Annotated in this window: 23 protein-coding genes and 1 tRNA gene; 11 read left to right on the top strand and 13 right to left on the bottom strand. The window is 67.2% G+C overall.

The genetic code is table 11. The annotated features are described in order from the left end of the window. The first annotated feature begins 141 nt into the window (after positions 1-141). Positions 142-735, top strand: a complete 594-nt coding sequence (locus tag LXT12_RS10365) for an RNA pyrophosphohydrolase (protein WP_233391704.1) — start codon at positions 142-144, stop codon at positions 733-735. A gap of 10 nt (positions 736-745) precedes the next feature. Here the strand turns inward: LXT12_RS10365 and proB are convergent, their stop codons facing one another. From proB to rplU, 4 genes are all read right to left on the bottom strand, one after another. Then, positions 746-1861, bottom strand: coding sequence for a glutamate 5-kinase (gene proB, locus LXT12_RS10360; RefSeq protein ID WP_233391702.1), 1116 nt, complete (start codon positions 1859-1861; stop codon positions 746-748). Then, positions 1858-2922 (bottom strand): GTPase ObgE, encoded by a 1065-nt coding sequence (gene obgE, locus LXT12_RS10355; protein ID WP_233391701.1) that lies wholly within the window; start codon positions 2920-2922, stop codon positions 1858-1860. The genes proB and obgE overlap by 4 nt, the downstream gene beginning before the upstream one ends. A 138-nt stretch (positions 2923-3060) precedes the next feature. Beyond that, positions 3061-3324, bottom strand: coding sequence for a 50S ribosomal protein L27 (gene rpmA / locus LXT12_RS10350; protein ID WP_233391698.1), 264 nt, complete (start codon positions 3322-3324; stop codon positions 3061-3063). Positions 3325-3359: 35 nt separating this feature from the next. Continuing rightward, entirely contained in the window at positions 3360-3671 is a 312-nt protein-coding gene (gene rplU, locus LXT12_RS10345; RefSeq protein WP_233391814.1) for a 50S ribosomal protein L21, read from the bottom strand. A gap of 343 nt (positions 3672-4014) precedes the next feature. On the opposite strand from rplU, the gene LXT12_RS10340 reads away from it, so the two are divergent. From LXT12_RS10340 to LXT12_RS10305, 8 genes are all read left to right on the top strand, one after another. Continuing rightward, positions 4015-4944: a polyprenyl synthetase family protein gene (locus LXT12_RS10340; protein WP_233391696.1), complete on the top strand. Its 930-nt coding sequence runs from the start codon at positions 4015-4017 to the stop codon at positions 4942-4944. A gap of 34 nt (positions 4945-4978) precedes the next feature. Further along, positions 4979-5055, top strand: a tRNA-Pro gene (locus tag LXT12_RS10335). Between the two features lie 234 nt (positions 5056-5289). Next, entirely contained in the window at positions 5290-6957 is a 1668-nt protein-coding gene (gene pilB / locus LXT12_RS10330; RefSeq protein WP_233391813.1) for a type IV-A pilus assembly ATPase PilB, read from the top strand. A gap of 19 nt (positions 6958-6976) precedes the next feature. Continuing rightward, positions 6977-8200: a type II secretion system F family protein gene (locus tag LXT12_RS10325; RefSeq protein WP_233391694.1), complete on the top strand. Its 1224-nt coding sequence runs from the start codon at positions 6977-6979 to the stop codon at positions 8198-8200. A gap of 65 nt (positions 8201-8265) precedes the next feature. After that, complete coding sequence (locus tag LXT12_RS10320) at positions 8266-9204, top strand: prepilin peptidase (RefSeq protein WP_233391693.1); 939 nt, start codon at positions 8266-8268, stop codon at positions 9202-9204. Between the two features lie 8 nt (positions 9205-9212). Further along, positions 9213-9818: a dephospho-CoA kinase gene (coaE, locus tag LXT12_RS10315; RefSeq protein WP_233391691.1), complete on the top strand. Its 606-nt coding sequence runs from the start codon at positions 9213-9215 to the stop codon at positions 9816-9818. Between the two features lie 16 nt (positions 9819-9834). After that, the gene (gene zapD / locus LXT12_RS10310) at positions 9835-10590 is read left to right on the top strand and encodes a cell division protein ZapD (protein ID WP_233391689.1); all 756 of its coding nucleotides are present in this window, start codon (positions 9835-9837) and stop codon (positions 10588-10590) included. Beyond that, on the top strand, positions 10587-10805 hold the full coding sequence (locus LXT12_RS10305) for a DNA gyrase inhibitor YacG (protein WP_233391687.1): 219 nt from the start codon (positions 10587-10589) through the stop codon (positions 10803-10805). The genes zapD and LXT12_RS10305 overlap by 4 nt, the downstream gene beginning before the upstream one ends. Here LXT12_RS10305 and LXT12_RS10300 read toward each other — a convergent pair. From LXT12_RS10300 to tal, 3 genes are read right to left on the bottom strand one after another with little or no spacing between them, the layout of a single operon-like run. Continuing rightward, positions 10795-11415 (bottom strand): HAD family hydrolase, encoded by a 621-nt coding sequence (locus LXT12_RS10300; protein WP_233391685.1) that lies wholly within the window; start codon positions 11413-11415, stop codon positions 10795-10797. The genes LXT12_RS10305 and LXT12_RS10300 overlap by 11 nt on opposite strands. Next, complete coding sequence (gene pgi, locus LXT12_RS10295) at positions 11412-13034, bottom strand: glucose-6-phosphate isomerase (protein WP_233391684.1); 1623 nt, start codon at positions 13032-13034, stop codon at positions 11412-11414. Before pgi ends, LXT12_RS10300 begins: the two co-directional genes overlap by 4 nt. Before the next feature lie 2 nt (positions 13035-13036). Continuing rightward, positions 13037-13978 (bottom strand): transaldolase, encoded by a 942-nt coding sequence (gene tal / locus LXT12_RS10290; protein WP_233391683.1) that lies wholly within the window; start codon positions 13976-13978, stop codon positions 13037-13039. A gap of 117 nt (positions 13979-14095) precedes the next feature. On the opposite strand from tal, the gene zwf reads away from it, so the two are divergent. Both zwf and LXT12_RS10280 read left to right on the top strand, forming a co-directional pair. After that, on the top strand, positions 14096-15541 hold the full coding sequence (gene zwf, locus LXT12_RS10285) for a glucose-6-phosphate dehydrogenase (protein ID WP_233391682.1): 1446 nt from the start codon (positions 14096-14098) through the stop codon (positions 15539-15541). 61 nt (positions 15542-15602) lie between these two features. Then, positions 15603-16463 carry a MurR/RpiR family transcriptional regulator gene (locus tag LXT12_RS10280; protein WP_233391811.1) on the top strand — a complete coding sequence of 287 codons (861 nt, stop codon included), beginning with the start codon at positions 15603-15605 and terminating at the stop codon, positions 16461-16463. A 6-nt stretch (positions 16464-16469) separates the two neighbouring features. Here the strand turns inward: LXT12_RS10280 and LXT12_RS10275 are convergent, their stop codons facing one another. From LXT12_RS10275 to LXT12_RS10250, 6 genes are all read right to left on the bottom strand, one after another. After that, positions 16470-16775 (bottom strand): STAS domain-containing protein, encoded by a 306-nt coding sequence (locus LXT12_RS10275; protein ID WP_233391681.1) that lies wholly within the window; start codon positions 16773-16775, stop codon positions 16470-16472. A gap of 2 nt (positions 16776-16777) precedes the next feature. After that, positions 16778-17422, bottom strand: coding sequence for an MlaC/ttg2D family ABC transporter substrate-binding protein (locus LXT12_RS10270; protein ID WP_233391680.1), 645 nt, complete (start codon positions 17420-17422; stop codon positions 16778-16780). Between the two features lie 68 nt (positions 17423-17490). Beyond that, positions 17491-18318: an MlaA family lipoprotein gene (locus tag LXT12_RS10265; RefSeq protein ID WP_233391679.1), complete on the bottom strand. Its 828-nt coding sequence runs from the start codon at positions 18316-18318 to the stop codon at positions 17491-17493. Further along, the gene (gene mlaD, locus LXT12_RS10260) at positions 18315-18809 is read right to left on the bottom strand and encodes an outer membrane lipid asymmetry maintenance protein MlaD (RefSeq protein ID WP_233391678.1); all 495 of its coding nucleotides are present in this window, start codon (positions 18807-18809) and stop codon (positions 18315-18317) included. The genes LXT12_RS10265 and mlaD overlap by 4 nt, the downstream gene beginning before the upstream one ends. Positions 18810-18828: 19 nt before the next feature. Further along, positions 18829-19608, bottom strand: a complete 780-nt coding sequence (mlaE, locus tag LXT12_RS10255; RefSeq protein WP_233391677.1) for a lipid asymmetry maintenance ABC transporter permease subunit MlaE — start codon at positions 19606-19608, stop codon at positions 18829-18831. Then, positions 19605-20456 (bottom strand): ABC transporter ATP-binding protein, encoded by an 852-nt coding sequence (locus LXT12_RS10250; protein ID WP_233391675.1) that lies wholly within the window; start codon positions 20454-20456, stop codon positions 19605-19607. Before LXT12_RS10250 ends, mlaE begins: the two co-directional genes overlap by 4 nt. Between the last annotated feature and the right edge of the window lie 2 nt (positions 20457-20458).

Here is a 20458-nt window from a genome sequence, read left to right as displayed (position 1 = left end):
GGAGCGGATGAGAAAACGAAGGCCGGGTGAAAACCCGGCCGAATTCGCGGCAAAACCTGACAAATCTTCGGGTTAGCGAGGACCGTATCGCAATCGCGGCCCGATGCAATAATCGAACCAACTAGAGATTCGAGGTTGATTATGCTCGACCGTGAAGGCTTCCGCCCCAACGTCGGCATCATCCTGCTCAACCAGCGCAACGAGGTGTTCTGGGGCAAACGCATCCGGACACACTCCTGGCAGTTCCCGCAAGGGGGCATCAAGCACGGTGAGACGCCCGAGCAGGCGATGTACCGAGAGCTCCACGAGGAAGTGGGACTCACCCCCGAGCATGTGCGCATCATCGCCCGCACGCGCGACTGGCTGCGCTACGAGGTGCCCGAGCACTTCATCCGGCGCGATGCGCGTGGGCACTACCGCGGGCAGAAACAGATCTGGTTCCTGCTGCAGATGATGGGGCGCGACTGCGACATGAACCTGCGCGCCACCGACCATCCGGAGTTCGACGCCTGGCGCTGGAACGAGTACTGGGTGCCGCTGGATGCCGTCATCGAGTTCAAGCGCGGCGTCTACGAGATGGCGCTGACGGAGCTGGCGCGCTACCTGCCGCGCATCAACCACCACAACCGCTACCTGCGCGCCGGCATGCGCCCCGCGCACCGGGAACGGCACAGCGGGCCCATGCCGCTGGAGTCCACGGTCGCGGCGCCACCGGAAGGCGACGCCAAGGAATGACCGGCGGCTCCTAGCGGAGCACCAGGTTGTCGCGGTGGATGAGTTCCGGCTCGGCGGCATAACCGAGCAAGCCCTCGAACTCCGACGAGGGCCTGCGGGCGATCAGCCGCGCCTCCGCCCCCGAGTAGTTGGCCAGGCCGCGCGCCAGTTCGGTGCCGTCCGGCGAGAGCACGGCGATGACGTCGCCCCGGTGGAAGTCGCCCTGCACCTCGGTGACGCCGATGGGAAGAAGGCTCTTGCCCTCGCCGCGCAGCTTGAGCACCGCGCCGGCATCGACCTTGACGGCTCCGCGCATCTGCAGGTGATCGACCATCCACTGCTTGCGCGCCTGCAGCTTGGGCGTGGCTGCACGCAAGGCCGTGCCGATGGCCTCGCCGCGCGCCAGGCGAAGCAGCACGTCGGGCTCGCGGCCCCAGGCGATGACCGTGCCGGCGCCGCTGCCGGCCGCGCGCTTGGCCGCCAGGATCTTGGTGATCATGCCGCCGCGGCCGATGCTGGAACCCGCTCCGCCCGCCATGCGCTCCAGTTCCGGATCGCCGGCTTGGGCCGAGTCGATGAAGCGGGCCGCAGGGTCCTTGCGCGGATCGGCGGAATACAGGCCGCGCTGATCCGTCAGGATGACCAGGGCATCGGCTTCGACGAGGTTGGCGACGAGCGCACCGAGGGTGTCGTTGTCGCCGAACTTGATCTCGTCGTTGACGACGGTGTCGTTCTCGTTGATGACCGGCAGCACGCGATGCGCCAGCAGCGTCAGTAGCGTGGAGCGCGCGTTCAGGTAGCGTTCGCGGTCGGCCAGGTCGGCGTGCGTCAACAGCACCTGGGCGCTATGCATGCCTTGGGCACTGAGCTGACTCTCGTACATCTGCGCCAGGCCCATCTGGCCGACGGCCGCCGCCGCCTGCAATTCGTGTAGTTCCTTGGGCCGCGTCGTCCAGCCCAGGCGCTTCATGCCTTCCGCAATGGCGCCGCTGGAGACCATCACGAGTTCGCGTCCTTCGGCCGCAAGCGCGGCCAACTGCCGGCTCCAGTTGGCGATGGCCTCGGCATCGACGCCACGCCCCTCGTTGGTGACGAGGCTGGAACCGACCTTGACGACGATGCGGCGGGCGCTGGACAGCAGACTCATTCGGCGGGATCGGGCGTATCGAAGCGGATGTCGGGTTCGACGACGGCACGCTGCTCCGCGGCAACGTGGTCGTAAATGGCGTGGACCAGGGGCTGGCAGCCTTCCCGGGTCAGCGCGGAGATCTCGAAGACCGGGCCTTTCCAGCGGTAGCGCTTGATGAAGTCCTTGACGCGCGCGGCGCGCTCTTCCTCCGGCACCATGTCGAGCTTGTTCAGCACCAGCCAGCGCGGCTTGGCGTGCAACTCGGGGTCGTACTTCTTGAGCTCGGCGACGATGGCCTTGGCCTCCTTGACCGGGTCCACTTCGGGGTCGAAGGGCGCAAGATCGACGACGTGCAGCAGCAGTCGCGTACGCTGCAGATGGCGCAGGAACTGGTGGCCCAGGCCGGCCCCTTCCGCTGCACCCTCGATGAGGCCGGGGATGTCGGCCACGACGAAGCTCTTCTCCGGCCCGACACGCACGACGCCGAGGTTGGGATGCAGGGTCGTGAAGGGGTAGTCGGCGATCTTGGGCTTGGCGTTGGAGATGGCCGTGATGAGCGTCGACTTGCCGGCGTTGGGCTGGCCGAGGAGGCCGACGTCGGCGAGCACGCGCAATTCCAGGCGCAGCTTCCTGGCCTCGCCGGGCCAGCCCGGCGTCTTCTGCCGCGGCGCGCGGTTGGTGGAGGTCTTGAAGTGCAGGTTGCCGAAGCCGCCGTCGCCGCCCTTGGCCAGCAGGATGCGCTGGCCCGGCTCCAGCAGCTCGCCGATCACCGTCTCCGTCTCGAGATCGGTGATGACCGTGCCGATGGGCATGCGCAGGACGATGTCGTCAGCAGCCGCGCCGAAGCAGTCGGAGCCGCGGCCGGCCTCGCCATTGCGAGCCTCGTGGCGGCGCGCGTAGCGGTAGTCGATCAGCGTGTTGAGATTGCGATCGGCTTCGGCCCAGACGCTGCCGCCCTTGCCGCCGTCGCCGCCGTCGGGTCCGCCGAAGGGAATGAACTTTTCGCGGCGAAAGCTCGCGCAGCCGGCGCCGCCATTGCCGGCGGCGACATCGATGGTGGCTTCGTCAACGAATTTCATGGCGGGCGGGCCATCGTAATGGCTGGGTAGGGCCGGATGCGCCGTGTTGTGGCGCCTCAGGCTTCAGAAATGACAAAGCCCCGGGATGGCCGGGGCTTGGCTGGCCGGGCGATCAAATCGCCCGCAGGGGCTGGCGCCTCAGGCGGCCAGGGGCGTGACCACCACGGTCGCGCGGTTGCTCGCGCCCTTGGTGGTGAAGCTGACGTGGCCGTCCACCAGGGCGAACAGCGTGTGGTCCTTGCCCATGCCGACGTTGGTGCCGGCGTGGAAACGGGTGCCGCGCTGGCGCACGATGATCGAGCCCGCGGAGATCAGTTCGCCGCCGTAGGCCTTGACGCCCAGCATCTTGGGCTTGGAGTCACGGCCGTTCCGGGTGGAACCGCCGCCTTTTTTCTGTGCCATGAGTTAGCTCCTCGAAAGTGGCGTAAGCGGCTGGATCAGCCGTTGACCGCGCTGATTTCCAGCTCGGTGAAGTTCTGGCGATGGCCCTGGCTCTTCTTGTAGTGCTTGCGGCGACGCAGCTTGAAGATACGGACCTTGTCGTGCTTGCCGTGGCTCACGACCTTGGCGCTGACGGTGGCGCCGGCGACCAGCGGAGCGCCGATCTTCAGCTCGCTGCCGTTGCCGACGGCCAGCACCTGGTCCAGGGTGACCTCGGCGCCGACTTCCGCGTCGAGCAGCTCGACCTTGATCTTTTCACCGGCAGCAACCTTGTACTGCTTGCCGCCGGTTTTAATGACCGCGTACATACTCATCCTTCCGCACCGGGTGGGTGCATTCACCCGGCTGCGCGGCATGGCCGCCCCAGACCGGGCCTTTTTGTCGATTTTTGGTGTCTCCCGCATGCCGCCCGCCATGGACGCACGAAATGCAAAGAGCCCGCGAGTATACCCTGAGCTTTTTCTGCTTGGCAATGCCTCCAGGCCCTGGCGCCTAACGAACCAGAAGGCTGGCACCGCCCACGACGAGGGCGGCGGCGGCGCCCTGCTTCCTATAATCCTTCGATTACTAGCTTGAGAGACCAGAGTGCGCGTCGAGTCAACCTCGTCCCCATCCCAAGTTGCCGAGGCTCTCGCCGTACTGGCCGATGAAATGGCCCAGGTCGACGCCGTCATCGCCCAGCGCCTGAGCTCAGACGTCGCCCTCATCGACCAGATTGCACATTACATCGTGCGCGCGGGCGGCAAGCGCATGCGCCCCAAGCTCGTGCTGTTGTTCGCCAACGCCCTGGGCTTTGACAGCTCTGCCCGCTTCGAACTGGCGGCGGTCGTCGAGTTCATCCACACGGCCACGCTGCTGCACGACGACGTGGTCGATGAATCGTCGCTGCGCCGCGGCAAGCCCACGGCCAACGCCCTCTTCGGCAATGCCGCCAGCGTGCTGGTGGGCGACTTCCTCTACTCGCGAGCCTTCCAGATGATGGTCTCGGTGGATCGGATGCGTGTGCTGGAGGTGCTGGCCGAGGCGACCAACGTCATCGCCGAAGGCGAGGTCCTGCAACTGATGAACATGCACGATCCCGACATCAGCGTCGAGAGCTACCTGCGTGTCATCCGCTTCAAGACGGCCAAGCTCTTCGAGGCGAGCGCCCGGCTCGGCGCCGTGCTGGCCGACGCGCCGGCTGACGTCGAAGAAGCCTGCGCCGCCTATGGCCGCGCCCTCGGCACGGCCTTCCAGCTCATCGACGACGTGCTCGACTACGAAGGCGACACGCACGAACTCGGCAAGAACATCGGCGATGACCTGCGTGAAGGCAAGACCACGCTGCCGCTGCTGATCGCGATGGAACGCGCCACGCCGGAACAGCGGGCGCTGCTGCGCCACGCGATTGAGGAAGGCGAGCTGGACAAGCTGCAGGACATCGTCGCCATCGTGCGCTCGACCGGCGCGCTCGAATCCACCCGCGAAGCGGCCCGCGCCGAAGCCAGGCAGGCCAGCGAATGCCTTCAGCAGCTTCCTCGCAACAAGTGGACGGAATCTCTGCTAGAATTCGCAATTCAGTCGGTTGAGCGGCATTCCTGAATAGGCGCCGCGCAACGGGCGGTCGAAAGACAATCGGGGTGTAGCTTAGCCTGGTAGAGCGCTACGTTCGGGACGTAGAGGCCGGAGGTTCGAATCCTCTCACCCCGACCAAGTCTTTCCCTCGGGACGAGGACACGACTGCCGGCAACGACACAGTCAGGCCTAACGCCGACGCAGTTGCGGCAGAGCCGAAATCCTTCACCAAACCTCGTAGATCCGCTCGCTTCTGGCGTTGTCGGCCACTGGCACAATCGCCGAACGTCCGATCTTTGCGTCTTTGACGCCCTAGCAGTGGAAACCACGCTCGCCGAGCCGCACCAGTCTGCCCTCTCCGGGGTCGCGCGCATGCTGGTGCATGCCGGCAAGCTGCAAGCCAAGGCCGCCGAGGATCTCGTCAAACAGGCGCGCGAGAAGAAGATCAGCTTCGTCAACGCCGTGATCGCCAGCGGCCAGGTGTCGCCCTTCGATCTGGCCCACACACTGTCCAGCGCCCTCGCGCTGCCGCTGCTGGACTTGTCGGCGATGGACGTCCAGCGCATGCCGCAGAACGTCATCGACGCCAAGCTGCAGCAGCAATACCAGGTCGTCGCGCTGTCGCGCCGGGGGAACCGGCTCTTCGTCGGCGGGGCCGACCCGACCGACCTGGAGGTCATCGAGCGCATCAAGTTCGCGACCCAGCTGCAACCCGAGTGGGTCATCGTCGAACACGACAAGCTCTCGAAGATGCTGGTGAGCGCCGGCGCCAGCGCGGCCGAAACGCTCGAGTCCATCGCAGGGGGCGACTTCGACTTCGACATCGCCGAGGAAGACGCCACACCCCAGCAGGAGTCGGCCGAGCTGGCCGACGTCGAGGACGCGCCGGTCGTGCGCTTCCTGCAGAAGATGCTGGTGGACGCCATCAACCTGCGCGCCTCCGACCTGCATTTCGAGCCCTACGAATTCCACTACCGCGTGCGCTTCCGCGTGGACGGCGAACTGCGCGAGATCACCCAGCCGCCCATCGCCATCAAGGACAAGCTGTCCTCGCGCATCAAGGTCATCTCCCGGCTGGACATCGCCGAGCGCCGCGTGCCGCAGGACGGCCGCATGAAGCTGAAGTTCGGCTCCAAGTCCATCGACTTCCGCGTCAGCACCCTGCCCACGCTGTTCGGCGAAAAGATCGTCATCCGTATCCTGGACTCGTCTTCCGCCAAGCTCGGTATCGACGCCCTGGGCTACGAGAAGATCGAAAAGGAGCGCCTGCTGGCGGCCATCACCCGGCCTTACGGTATGGTGCTGGTGACCGGTCCGACCGGCTCAGGCAAGACGGTGTCGCTCTACACCTGCCTGAACATCCTCAACCAGCCTGGAGTCAACATCTCCACCGTGGAGGATCCGGCCGAAATCAACCTGCCGGGCATCAACCAGGTCAACGTCAACGACAAGGCAGGCCTGACCTTCTCCGCCGCCCTGAAATCCTTCCTCCGCCAGGATCCGGACATCATCATGGTCGGCGAGATCCGCGACCTGGAGACGGCCGACATCGCCATCAAGGCGGCCCAGACGGGCCACCTGGTCATGTCGACCCTGCACACCAACGACGCGCCCAAGACGCTGACCCGGCTGCTGAACATGGGCGTGGCGCCCTTCAACATCGCCTCCAGCGTGCTGCTGATCACGGCGCAGCGCCTGGTACGACGCCTGTGCGAGAACTGCAAGCAGCCCGCCGACTATCCCCGCGAGGCTTTGATCAAAGCGGGCTTCGCCGAGGAAGACTTCGACGGCAGCTGGAAGCCTTACCGCGCCGTCGGTTGCAGCAATTGCACGAATGGTTACCGTGGTCGCGTGGGGCTTTACCAAGTGATGCCCATCACCGAGGACATCCAGCGCATCATCCTGGCCGAGGGAACGGCGATGGACATCGCCGAGCAAGCCAAGAAGGAAGGCGTGCGCGACCTGCGCCAGTCCGGCCTGGTCAAGGTGCGCGCCGGCGTGACGACGCTGGAAGAAGTGCTGTCCGCCACCAACGAATAATCAGTCTCGAGGAGAGCGCATGGCCACTGCCGCCGCCGCAGCAAAACCCGCCAAGGACTTCGTCTTCGAATGGGAAGGCAAGGACCGTAACGGCAAGATCGTCAAGGGTGAATTGCGCGCCGGCGGCGAGGCGATGGTGAGCGCGACCCTGCGCCGCCAGGGCATTCTCGTCAACAAGGTCAAGAAACGTCGCACCAGCGGCGGCAGCTCGATCAAGCAGAAGGACATCGCGGTCTTCACACGCCAGCTGGCGACGATGATGCGCGCCGGCGTGCCGCTGCTGCAATCCTTCGATATCGTCGCGCGCGGCGCCACCAATCCCCGCCTGACCAAGCTCCTCAACGACATCCGCCAGGACGTGGAGACCGGCACCAGCCTGTCGGCAGCCTTTCGCAAGCACCCGATGTACTTCGACGCCCTCTACTGCAACCTCGTCGAGGCGGGCGAAGCGGGCGGCATCCTGGAGGCCCTGCTCGATCGCCTGGCGGTCTACCAGGAGAAGACCGTCGCGATCAAGAACAAGATCAAGTCGGCGCTGACCTATCCGATCGCCGTGATGGTCGTGGCCTTCATCGTCGTCGCGGTCATCATGATCTTCGTCATTCCGGCCTTCAAGGAGGTGTTCACCTCGTTCGGCGCCGATCTGCCGGCGCCCACGCTGATCGTCATCGCGATGTCGGAGTTCTTCGTCAAATGGTGGTGGGCCATCTTCGGCTCGCTGGGCGGCGGCATCTACTTCTTCCTGCAGAGCTGGAAGCGCTCGGAGAAGATGCAAAAGCGCATGGACCGCCTGCTGCTGAAGATCCCCGTCTTCGGCGACCTCATGTACAAGTCCGCCGTCGCGCGCTGGACGCGGACGCTGTCGACGATGTTCGCCGCCGGCGTGCCCCTCGTCGAAGCCCTCGACTCGGTGGGCGGGGCTTCGGGCAATGCCGTGTTCGCCGAGGCGACCGAGCAGATCCAGCGCGACGTCTCCACCGGCTCGGCGCTGACCACCTCCATGCAGACGACAGGCATCTTCCCCACGATGGTGCTGCAGATGGCGTCCATCGGCGAGGAGTCCGGCTCCCTGGACCACATGCTGGCCAAGGCCGCCGAGTTCTACGAGGACGAGGTGGACGAAGCGGTCAAGGCCCTGTCGAGTCTGATGGAGCCGTTCATCATCGTCATCCTGGGGAGCTTGATCGGGGGCATCGTCGTGTCGATGTACCTGCCGATCTTCAAGATTGGCGCCGTGGTCTGAGTCCGTGCAGCGTCACCAACGAATGCGGGTAGATTGCTGCCGCTCCCATTCACCTCGCCGCCACCATGCCCCTTGATTCCATCGACTGGTCCGTTTGGCTCTCGCCCTGGATCCTCGGCCTCCTCGGCCTGTGCATCGGCAGTTTCCTGAACGTCGTCATCCACCGGCTGCCGTTGATGCTGGAACGCCAGTGGCTGCATGAATCGGCCGCGCAACTGACCGACGCCGCCGCCATGGCTCGCGTCGCCGGAGTGCCGCAAGGCGACGCCGACAAGCTGGCCAAGGCCGTCGACGACTATGGGACGCGGATCGAGGCCCTGCCCCCCTTCACGCTGTCGCGCCCGCGCTCGCGCTGCCCTCACTGCGGGCATCAGTTGCGCTGGCACGAGAACCTGCCGCTGATCGGATGGCTGCGCCTGGGCGGCAAATGCGCGTCGTGCAAGGCGCCCATCTCCAAGCGCTATCCGCTCATCGAACTCGTCACGGGCCTGGCGTTCGCAGCCCTGGCCTGGCGCTTCGGGCCGCATCCGACCACCCTGCTCTGGTGCGGCTTCGTGGCCGCGCTGATCGCGCTGGCGATGATCGACTGGGACACCACGCTGCTGCCCGACGCCATCAACCAGCCGCTGCTCTGGTGCGGCCTCGTCGCCGCGCTGATGGGCTGGACCCTGCCTCTCGACAAGGCCGTCATCGGCGCGGTGGCCGGCTATCTGTCGCTGTGGTCCATCTACTGGCTGTTCAAGCTGGCCACCGGCAAGGAAGGCATGGGCTTCGGCGACTTCAAGCTCCTCGCCGCCCTCGGCGCCTGGCTCGGCTGGCAGATGATCCTGCCCATCGTCCTCGGCGCATCGGCCATCGGCGCCGTCGTCGGCATCGCGCTGAAGATGAGCGCCGGCCTGCGCGAAGGCCGCTACGTTCCCTTCGGTCCCTTCCTGGCCGGCGGTGGCCTCGTCGTCCTGTTTGCCGGCCAGCAGACCGTCCTCGGCTGGCTCGGCTGGGCCTGAAGGCGCCGATGCGCATAGGCCTCACCGGCGGCATCGGCAGCGGCAAGAGCACGGTGGCCGGCTTTCTCCGCGAGGCGGGAGCCGCCATCGTCGACACCGATGCGATCTCCCGTGGGCTGACCCTCTCCGACGGTGCCGCCATGCCGGCCATTGCCCGGGAGTTCGGTGCCGACTTCGTCGCCACCGAAGGCGCACTGGATCGCGACCGCATGCGCGCGCTTGTCTTCTCCGACGCCGCAGCCAAGCGCCGGCTCGAGGCCATCCTGCATCCCTTGATCACCGCGGAGGCCCTGAGGCAAGCGGACGCGGCGACGGCCCCCCTCGTGGTGTTCGACGTGCCGCTGCTGGTCGAGTCCGGCCGCTGGCGCGCGCGTGTCGCGCGGGTGCTGGTGGTGGATTGCTCGGCCGACACCCAATGCCAGCGCGTGCTGCAGCGCCCCGGCTGGACGCCCGAGCGGGTCCGCGGCGCCATGGCGGCGCAGGCCTCCCGCGAGGCGCGCCGCGCCGCTGCCGATGCCGTCCTCGTGAACGATGGCATCGCCCTTGTCACGCTCAGAAACGAGGTCATGAGCCTGGCCGCGCGCTGGGGCTGTGAAACAATCACGTCGCCCTGACTGAAGTCTGCCGCCCGTGGTCCTGTACGAGTACCCGTTCAACGAGAGCATCCGCACGATGCTCCGCCTCGAACACCTGTTCGACCGCCTCGGCGCCCTGATGGAGCGCGACACCGCGCTGGATCACCACTTCGCCCTGGTCACGCTGTTCGAGATCCTCGACGTGGCCTCGCGGGCCGACCTCAAGAGCGATCTGCTCAAGGAGCTCGAGAAGCACAAGGCCCAGTTCAACGCCTACCGTGGCAGCCCCGGCGTGGACGAGGCACGGCTCGACGAAGTCGTCGCCCGCATCGACGGCGCCTTCCAGCGCCTGAATGCACTCAACGGCAAGACGGGCGCGGCCCTGGCCAGCAACGAGTGGCTGATGAGCATCCGCAGCCGCATCAGCATCCCCGGCGGCACCTGCGAATTCGACCTGCCCGCCTACTACAACTGGCAGCAGTTGCTGCCGGTGCGCCGCCGCAAGGACCTCATGGGCTGGGCGCAATCGCTGATGCCCATGGCTGAAGCGCTTCAAGTCCTGCTGGGCCTGTTGCGGGATTCCGGCGCACCGCACAAGGTGGCGGCCGTGGCCGGTCAATTCCAGCAGAGCCTGCCGGCCGGCCGCGTCTACCAATTGCTGCGCATGCGCATCGACCCCAGCCTCGGGCTCATCCCCGAGATTTCCGGCCACCGCCTGATGGTGTCCATCCGGTTGATGCGTCAGGACGAGGAAGGCCGGCTCAAGCTGGCCACCGAGGACGCCAGCTTCGAACTGACCCTGTGCGCATGACGGCCGACGCCAAGCCCAAGGCGCGCATCGTCCGCTGCCCGCAGTGCGGCGGCGACAGCGTCTTCGCCCCGAGCAACAAGTGGCGCCCTTTCTGCAGCGAGCGCTGCCGCCAGATCGACCTCGGCGCCTGGGCGAGCGAAGCCTTTCGCGTGCCCGCCCAGCCGCCCCAGGACCCCGACGAGCCGGGGTCTGGCGGCGAGCACCTCATGCACTGAGCAGGCGCCTGGAGACGAACTCGCGCCGCGCACTGGCGGCATCGGTGAAGAGGAAGGCCTGCCAGTCGCGGGACAGCGCCGCGTCGACGTTTGCGGGATGGTCATCCAGGAAGAGCAGTTCCTCGGGCAGCGCACCGAAGTGCTTCTCCGCCATCTCGAAGATCTCGGCGCCAGGCTTGATCTGCTTGACCCGCCCCGAGAACAGGCCCGACTCGAACCACTCGGTCAGCGGGTAGGCGCTGCTGAGATGGTCTGCGTAAGGCTCGGGCATGTTGGACAGAAAGTGCAGGGTATGCCCGGCGGCCCGGAGGTCGCGGATCAGCACCACCGTGGCCGGGATGGCCATCAGCTCGTCGGGCACGGCCTTCACCACCGCCTCGACCTCGCCGCGCGGCCAGCCGGTGCGCGCCGAAATGCGGCGCACCACTTCGTCCGCGCCGATGAGGCCCTGGTCGAACAGGCCCCAGTCGCCGCCATAGTTCTGGAAGAACTGCGCGGCGGTCTGGGCGCCTTGCTCCAGCGTCTCGACGCGGTGCGGCCAGATGCGGGCCAGGAAGCTGGCCGGATGCCAGCGGAACACGACGCCGCCGAAGTCGAAGACGATCCTCATGCCGCCACCAGCCGATTCAGCAGGCCGGCGGTCGAACCATCCAGCCCGGCAACGTCGCCGGACTCCAGGCGCGGCAGCAGCTGGTTGCACAGCGCCTTGCCCAGCTCCACGCCCCATTGGTCGAAGCTGTTGATGCCCCATAGCGCGCCGGTGACGAAGACGCGGTGCTCGTAGAGTGCGATCAGGGCGCCGAGCGAACGCGGCGTCAGCGCGTCCAGCACCAGCGTCGTGCTCGGGCGGTTGCCGGGAAAGCTGCGATGCCGGGCCAGCACCTCGCGGTCCAGCGTCTGGGACGCCGTCGGTGCGTTCTCGGCCAGGGCCTCGGCGGAGGTCTTGCCCTGCATCAGCGCCTGGCTCTGGGCCAGGCAGTTGGCCAAGAGCTTGCGATGCTGGTCGGCCAGCTTCACGGCCAGCTCACCGCTCGCGCCGTGGTTGGGCCGCTTGACGGCGATGAACTCCACCGGGATCACATCCGTGCCCTGGTGCAGCATCTGGAAGTAGGCATGCTGGCCGTTGGTTCCGGCCTCGCCCCAGACGACGGGCGAGGTGCCGATGGACAAGGCATGCCCGTCGAGGTCCACGCCCTTGCCGTTGCTCTCCATCTCCAACTGCTGGAGGTAGGCCGGCAGTCTGCGCAGGCCCTGGTGGTAGGGCGCGACGCTGCGGCTGGTGAAGCCATGGAAGTTGCGGTACCAGACATCCAGCAGCCCCAGCAGTACGGGCAGGTTGCGCTCCAGCGGCATCGACGCGAAATGCTGGTCCATGGCATGGGCGCCGGCCAGCAGAGCCCGGAAGTGCTCCGCCCCCACGGCGATGGCGATGGGCAGGCCGATGACCGACCAGAGCGAATAGCGCCCGCCCACCCAGTCCCAGAAGCCGAAGGCGGTGTCGATGCCGAAGGCGGCTGCCGCAGCCGTGTTGCTGCTCGTCGCCACGAAATGGCGAGCGACGTCGGTCCCGCCCTGGGCCAGGAACCAGGCCTTGGCCGCCTGGGCGTTGGCCAGGGTCTCCTGCGTCGTGAAGGTCTTGGAGGCGACGACGAAGAGCGTCCGCCTCGCGTCGAGGCCGGCGAGCACGGGCGCCAGGTCGTGGCCGTCCACGTTGGAGACGAAATGCAGGCGCAGGTCGCGGCGGCCGTAGGCCTGCAAGGCCTGCACCACCATGGCCGGACCGAGGTCGCTGCCACCGATGCCGACGTGCACGACATCGCGGATCTCACCGCGGTCGCCCCGGCGCACGCCTTCCGCAAAGGCCAGCATGGCATCGAGCGAGGCCTGCACCTCGGCGTTGAAAGGCGCCCCGCTGCCGGCCGGCGCCCGCAAGGCCGTGTGGAGCACCGCCCGCCCCTCGGTCGTGTTGACCGGGTCGCCGCGCAGCAGCGCGTCGCGCTTGGCCTCGATGCCGCAGTCGCGTGCCAGCTTGAGCAGCAGGGCCAGCGTCGGCGCGTCGATGCGGTTCTTGGACAGGTCGGCAAAGACCTCCGGCGCCTCGAAGGACAGCCTGCCGAAGCGGCCGCCATCAGCCGCGAAGGCCTCGCGGACATCGAAGCCGCGACCATCCGCGGCGAAGTGGGCCTGCAGCTCGGCCCAGGCGGGGGACTGGTCGCAGCGCTTGGCCATGGTCAGCAGGCTTCGATGAGCTTGTCGAGCTTGCCGGCGTCGACGGCGAACAGGCGGATGCCCTCGGCCAGCTTCTCGGTGGCCATGGCGTCTTCGTTGAGCGCAAACCGGAAGCCCGCTTCGTCGTAGTGCACCACGGGCATGGGCTGCACGCGGGCCGGGTCCAGCACACGCGCCAGCGTCGCGTCGCTGGCCTGCAGCTGAGCCAGCAGGTCGGGGCTGATGGTCAGCAAGTCGCAACCCGACAGCGCCTGGATCTGGCCGATGTTGCGGAAGCTCGCGCCCATGACCTCGGTCTTGATGCCGTGTTGCTTGAAGTAGGCGTAGATCTGGCTCACCGACTTGACGCCCGGGTCGTTGACGCCGGCCATGGCGGTCTCGTCCCAGTTCGCACCCGCCGACTTCTTGTACCAGTCGTAGATGCGGCCCACGAACGGCGAGATCAGCTGCACCTTGGCATCGGCGCAGGCCACTGCCTGGCAGAAGGCGAACAGCAGCGTCAGGTTGCAGCGGATGCCTTCGCGCTCCAGCTCGGCCGCGGCCTGGATACCTTCCCACGTCGACGCCAGCTTGATCAGCACGCGCTCGCGCGGGACGCCGGCCGCTTCGTACAAGGCAATGATTCGTCGAGCCCGCGCCAGGCTGGCGGCCTTGTCGAAGGACAGGCGGGCGTCCACCTCCGTGGACACGCGGCCGGGCACGACCTTCAGGATCTCCAGCCCGAAGCGCACGAGGACGTGGTCGACGATCTCGTCCAACGGCTGGCCGCGATGCGCCTCGACGGTCGCCTTCAGCAGCGGCGCATAGTCCGGCGACTGAACGGCCTTGAGGATGAGCGAGGGATTGGTCGTCGCATCGCGCGGCGCGAACTGCGCAAGCTGCAGGAAGTTGCCCGTGTCGGCAACGACGGTGGTGAAGGCTTTGAGCTGGTCGAGCTGATTCATGACTGGCAAGCCGGATTGACCGGGCGAAGAAACTGCTGCATAGTATTTCACGAAACTTAGTTACACAACGGTTAGCGCCCCGCCCAGCGAGGCGGCGCTGGCCTGGAGACTCCGCAGATGTCCTTCGATCTCGTGTTCTTTGGCGGCACCGGCGACCTGACGTGGCGCAAGCTGATGCCCGCGCTCTTCCAGGCCTTCCGCCATGGCAAGCTGCCCGCCGGGGGCCGCATTCTCGCCGTCGCGCGTGACGAACAGTCCGACGAGCGCTACCGCGAATGGTTGAAGGAACGTTTCCGCGAGGTGGAGGCCGGCAAGCGACCCAGCGACGAAGAGTTCGAGCGCTTCGCCGCGCTTCTGCACTACCGCCGCATGGACCTGTCCCAGCCCGAGCATTACCAGGGCCTGAAGGACTGGCTCGACGCGCGCAATGCCGACACGGTGGTGCTCTACCTGGCCACCAGCCCGCATCTCTTCACCGGGATCTGCCAGCAGCTCGGCGCCGTCGGCCTGAACCATGACAAGGTGCGCGTCGTGCTCGAGAAGCCCCTGGGCCACGACCTGGCGAGCGCCCAGGAGATCAACCGCATGGTGCGGTCGGTCTTCCACGAGCGCCAGGCCTTCCGGATCGATCACTACCTCGGCAAGCCTTCGGTGCAGAACCTCATGGCCCTGCGCTTCGGCAACGCCCTGTTCGAGCCGCTGTGGCGGCGCGAGAGCATCGCCAACATCCAGATCACGCTGGCCGAGCAACTCGGCGTGGGCACGCGCGGCGCCTTCTACGACGGCACCGGCGCGCTGCGCGACATGATCCAGAACCACGCGCTGCAGCTGCTGACCATGATCGCCATGGAGCCGCCCGCCAGCAACGACGCCGACGCCATCCGCGACGAAAAGCTCAAGGTGCTGCGGGCGCTCAAGCCCTTCACGCCCGAATCGGTGAGCCGGGACGTCGTGCGCGGCCAGTACCGCGCTGGCATGTGCGGCGGCCACCCGGTGCCGGGGTATCTCGAAGAGGTCAAGGTGCCGGCGGACAGCAGCTGCGAAACCTTCGTCGCGCTGCGCACCGAGGTGCAGAACTGGCGCTGGGCCGGCGTGCCCTTCTACCTGCGTACCGGCAAGCGCCTCGCCGCGCGGGACGCGCAGATCGTCGTCAACTTCCGCCCCGTGCCGCACCAGATCTTCCCCGGTGCCAGCCTGCCCAACCGGCTGGTGATCAAGCTGCAGCCGGAAGACGGCCTGGAGCTTCAACTGCTGGCACAGAAGGGCACCGGCCACGGCGAGCAGTTGACGCCGGTGTCGCTGGACCTGGACTTCGACAAGGCCTTCGCGACGCAACGCGTGGGCGCCTACGAGCGCCTGTTGCTGGAAGCCATTGCCGGCCGCCTGAACCTCTTCGTGCGCAGTGACGAGCAGGAACAGGCCTGGCGCTGGGTCGAGCCCATCCTGGACGCCTGGGAGAACGACAACAACGGCCCCCGCCCCTACGCCGCCGGCTCCTGGGGCCCGGCCGCCGCGTCGGCCCTGGTCGCGCGCGACGGCTTCGCCTGGGCGGAAGAACAATGAAGGTCCTGCCGAAGGACCCGAGCCGCCTCGCGGGCGGCACTCAGGGAGACCTCTCGTGAGCATCCTCGAACGAGTCAAGGCGGCCCTGCCCGCCCTGCCGCCGGCCGAACAGCGCGTGGCCAAGCTGCTGCTGGCGGACGCACGCAGCTTCGCCAGCCTGCCGGTCAGCGAACTGGCCGACCGCTCGCACGTCAGCAAGCCCACGGTGGTGCGCTTCTGCCGCAGCGTGGGCTACGACGGCCTGGCCGACTTCAAGCTCAAGCTCGCGGGCAGTGTCAACGAGGGCGTGCCCTTCGTTCACCGTGCCGTGGATGAGGACGACAAGCCAGCCGACATCATCGTCAAGGTGGTCGACAACGCGGTCGCGGCTCTGCTGCACTACCGCAACGACGCCGCCAGCCACGCCTTCGAGCGCGCCATCGACACCCTGGCCGACTCGGCCCGCCACGGCAAGCGCATCGAGTTCTACGGCGTCGGCAACTCCGGCATCGTGGCCCAGGACGCCCAGCACAAGTTCTTCCGCCTCGGCGTGAACACGGTGGCCACGAGCGACGGCCACGTGCAGTTGATGAGCGCGACGATGCTGCAACCCGGCGACTGCGCCGTCATCATCAGCAACTCGGGCCGCAGCCGCGACCTGCTGGACGCGGCCGAGATCGCCCGCAAGAAGGGCGCGACCATCATCATCATCACGGCCAGCGCTTCACCCCTCGCGCAGATGGCGCTGGGCCCAGGCCAGATCCTGCTGGCCGTGGACCACCCCGAGGACTTCGACCGCTACAGCCCCATGGTGTCGCGGCTGCTGCACCTCATCGCGGTCGACATCCTGACGACCGGCGTGGCGCTCAAGCTGGGCCAGCAGCTGCGGCCCATGCTGCAAGAGATCAAGAAGAACCTGCGCGCCAAGCGCTACGCAGGCTGACGGCCTTCAGGCCGGCGCCGCCGGCCAGAGCAGTTCGGCCACGCCATAGACGCGGGCCAGCTCCCGCAGCTTGTCGGGCGCATCGTTGAGCTTGAGCGTCACGCCCTGCTCGGTGCACTGGCGGGCAGCCGACAGCAGCAGGCTCAGGGCCGAGGAATCGAAGTCGGTGAGCTCCGCGGCCGACAGCCGCACCTCACGGCCCGCCGCGGCCAGCACCTGGGCCGCCTCGGCGCGCAAGGCGGGCGACATTTGCGCCCAGGCGCCGCGGGCGCCGTCCATGCGCAGCCGGGAGGGCAGCTTCAGGCCGCTCAAGATCAGCCCTTGGCCGGCGCCGGGGCGCTGGCGGCCTTGGCGTTCTTGTCGGCCAGGCTCTTGATCAGGCCGTCGATGCCGTTGGCGCCGATTTCCTGGGCAAAGCTGTTGCGGTATTGGTCCGCCAGCCAGATGCCCAGGACATTGACGTCGTAGATTTTCCATTCGGCACCGGCCTTCTCGAGGCGGTAGTCCAGCTGGATAGGATCGCCCTTGCCGCGGATCTCGGTGCGCACGACGACTTCGGTGTCGGTCGGCTGGGCGCGCAAGGGCTTGAGGCCGATGGTCTGGTCCTTGACCTGCGTGAGAGCGCCGGCATAGGTGCGTACGAGCAGCGTCTTGAACTCGGACTGCAGCTTGTTCTGCTGCTCGGGCGTGGCCTGGCGCCAGAAGCGACCGACGGCAGAGGCCGTCATGCGCTGGAAGTTGACATGGGGCATCACCTTGTTGTCGACCAAGGCGATGATCTTGTTGACGTTGCCGGCCTGGATGTCCTTGTCGGCCTTCAGGGCCTCGATGGTCTCCAGCGAGAGCTGGCGGATCAACTGGTCGGGCGCGCTGGCGTCGGCCGCGTGGGCGGCATGCACCAGGCCGAGGCCCAGGGTGGCCACGGCGAGCAATCGGCGCAGGGATTTCAGCAGGGTCATGGTGTCGCTTTCTGGAAACGGGACCGCCGCTTAACGCGCCGGCCCGGGTTTTGGTTGGCCGCCCCGGTTCAACGCGCCGCAGCGGAGGCCGCCGAGGCCGGTTCGGCTGGCGCCGATGCGGCAGCCTCGGGTGCGGAGGCACCGCTGCCAGGCACCAGCAGCTCGACCTCGTCGTCATCGTCGAAGCTGCCACGCCGCTGCAGGTAGGCGTCGCGGTAGAAGGTGTACTTGTCCAGTGCAATGCCCTCCAGCATCTCGCCCGCACGCAGGAAATTGGCCCGGGTGTTGACGAGGTTCAGCGCGGTAATGGCCACCTTCTTGCGACCATCGTCGAACACGACGGCCGGAGAGGCCTGCCAGTCGACCGGCAACGCAATGGAATCGCGCACCGACGACGGCCCGAACACCGGCCAGACGACGTAGGCGCCGGTGCCCATGCCCCACTTGCCAAGCGTCTTGCCGAAGTCCTGACTGTTCTTCTCGAGCCCGGCCTCGGTGGCGACGTCCAGCAGCCCGACGAGGCCGAAGGTCGAATTGACGGCAAACCGCATGCCCTGCTCCAGGCCCGCCTTGAAGCGGCCTTGAAGCATCAGGTTCACGGCCGACCAAGCGTCGCCGATATTGCCGAAGAAATTGCCGATGCCGGTACGCACGGGCGATGGCACGACCTCCGAATAGGCCGTGGCCACCGGCTTCAACACGTTCTCGTCGAGCTTCTCGTTGAAGGCGAAGACCTTGCGGTTCCAGGACTCCCACGGATCGAGCTTCTGGCCCTTGGAGCCCATCACCTTGTCGACGGCGCCCTGCAGCTTCTGGCCCACGCCATGCATGGTCTGGCAGCCGCCCAGGCCCAGCACCAACGCCAGCAGCGCCATCCAGCGAATCAGGCGACTCACGGCTTGCCTCCCGAGGCCGGAGCGGCGCTGCTGCCCATGTCGGCCGCCTTGCTGTTGATGAACTGGCCGATGAGGTTCTCCAGCACCACAGCGCTCTGGGTCTGCTTGATGACGTCGCCGCTGGCGAGGTTCTTCTCGTCGGCGCCCGGCTCCAGGCCGATGTACTGCTCGCCAAGCAGGCCCGAAGTCAGGATCTTGGCCGAGCTGTCCTTGGGGAACTGGGTGGCCTTGTTCAGGTTGATGACCACCCTGGCCTGGAAGGTCTTGTCGTCGAAGCTGATCGACTCCACCCGCCCGATGACCACACCGGCGCTCTTGACCGCCGCATTGGGCTTCAGGCCGCCGATGTTGTCGAACCGGGCCGACACCTGGTAGGTGGCGTCGAAATTGAGGCTGAGCAGATTCCCGGCCTTCAACGCGAGGAAGAGCAGCGCCGCGCCGCCGAGCAGCACGAAGAACCCCACCCAGGCGTCATGTCGAGAGGCTTGCATGTGTACTCCCTGACTCCATTCAAATCGAAAACATCATCGCGGTCAGCATGAAGTCCAGGCCGAGCACGGCCAGGGACGACAGCACGACGGTGCGCGTGGTGGCGGCCGACACGCCCTCAGGCGTGGGGCTGCAGGTGTAGCCCTGCAGCAGGGCCACGAAGGTCACCGTCACGCCGAAGACCAGGCTCTTCACCACGCCGTTGCCGACGTCGGCGAAGACCTCCACGCCCCCCTGCATCTGCGACCAGAAGGCCCCGGAATCGATGCCGATCAACGGCACCGCCACCAGCCAGCCGCCGATGATGCCGACCGCCGAGAAGACTGCCGCAAGTAAGGGCATGGCGATGAAGCCGCCCCAGAAGCGCGGCGCCAGCACGCGCTGCACCGGGTCCACGGCCATCATTTCCATCGCCGTCAGCTGCTCGCCGGCCTTCATCAGGCCGATCTCCGCCGTGAGGGATGTACCGGCGCGGCCTGCGAAGAGCAGCGCCGTGACGACCGGACCCAGTTCACGCACCAGGCTCAAGGCCACCAGCAGGCCCACCGCCTCGGCCGAGCCGTAGCGTTGCAGCGTGTAGTAGCCCTGCAGCGCCAGGACGAAGCCGACGAACAGCCCCGACACGCCGATGATGGACAGCGAGCGGTTGCCCAGATAGAAGACCTGCTCGCGCACGAGGACGAAGCGCACCAGGGCTTGCGGCGAGCGGGCAAGCAGCGCGAGGAAGAGGCGCGCCGACGCCCCGACGTCGGTCAGGGCCAGCCTGACGCTGGCGCCGATGCGCGTGGCCAGGGCGATCATCGGGCCACCCCGAAATCCTCGGCCACCGGCCGCGCCGGCTGATGGAAATGCACCGGGCCATCCGCCTCGGCGCCGACGAACTGCCGCACCAGCGGATCGTCGCTGTGCCGCAACTCATCCGGCGTGCCCTGGGCCACCACGCGGCCGTTGGCGATCATGGCGACCTCGTCGGCGATCTCGAAAGTCTCGTGCAGGTCGTGCGAGACGATGACGCTGGTCAGGCCCAAGGCATCGTTGAGGTCGCGGATCAGCCGGGCCGCCACGCCCAGGGAGATGGGGTCGAGGCCGGCGAAAGGCTCGTCGTAAAGCACCAGGTCGGGGTCCAGCGCGATGGCCCGCGCCAACGCCACGCGGCGGGCCATGCCGCCCGAGACCTCGCTGGGCATCAGGTCTCGCGCGCCGCGCAGGCCGACGGCGTTCAGCTTCATGAGCACCAGGTCGCGGATCATCGCCTCGGGCAGGTCGGTGTGCTCGCGCAGCGGGAAGGCGACGTTCTCGAACACGGTGAGGTCGGTGAACAGTGCGCCGAACTGGAACAGCATGCCCATGCGCCGGCGCACGGCGTACAGGTCCTTGAGGTTCAGCGGGGCGATGTCCTGCCCGTCGAAGAGGACCTCGCCGGTGATGGGGCGGATCTGCCGGCCGAGCAGGCGCAACACCGTCGTCTTGCCGCCGCCGGACGTGCCGATCAGCGCCAGCACCTTGCCCCGTTCGAGCTTGAGGTTGACGCCGTCCAGGATCACGCGGTCGCCGTAGCCGCAGCTGACGTTGCGCAGTTCGATCAGGGGTACGGTGGAAGTGGGGTTCACGCAGTCAGGCGGAGCCGGGGCGGAAAAGAAGGGCGCCATGA

Source organism: Pelomonas caseinilytica (genome assembly GCF_021353235.1).
Lineage (GTDB): Bacteria > Pseudomonadota > Gammaproteobacteria > Burkholderiales > Burkholderiaceae_C > Pelomonas > Pelomonas caseinilytica.
Note: the sequence above shows the minus strand (reverse complement) of the source record. Positions and strands in the feature narration are given on the sequence as shown.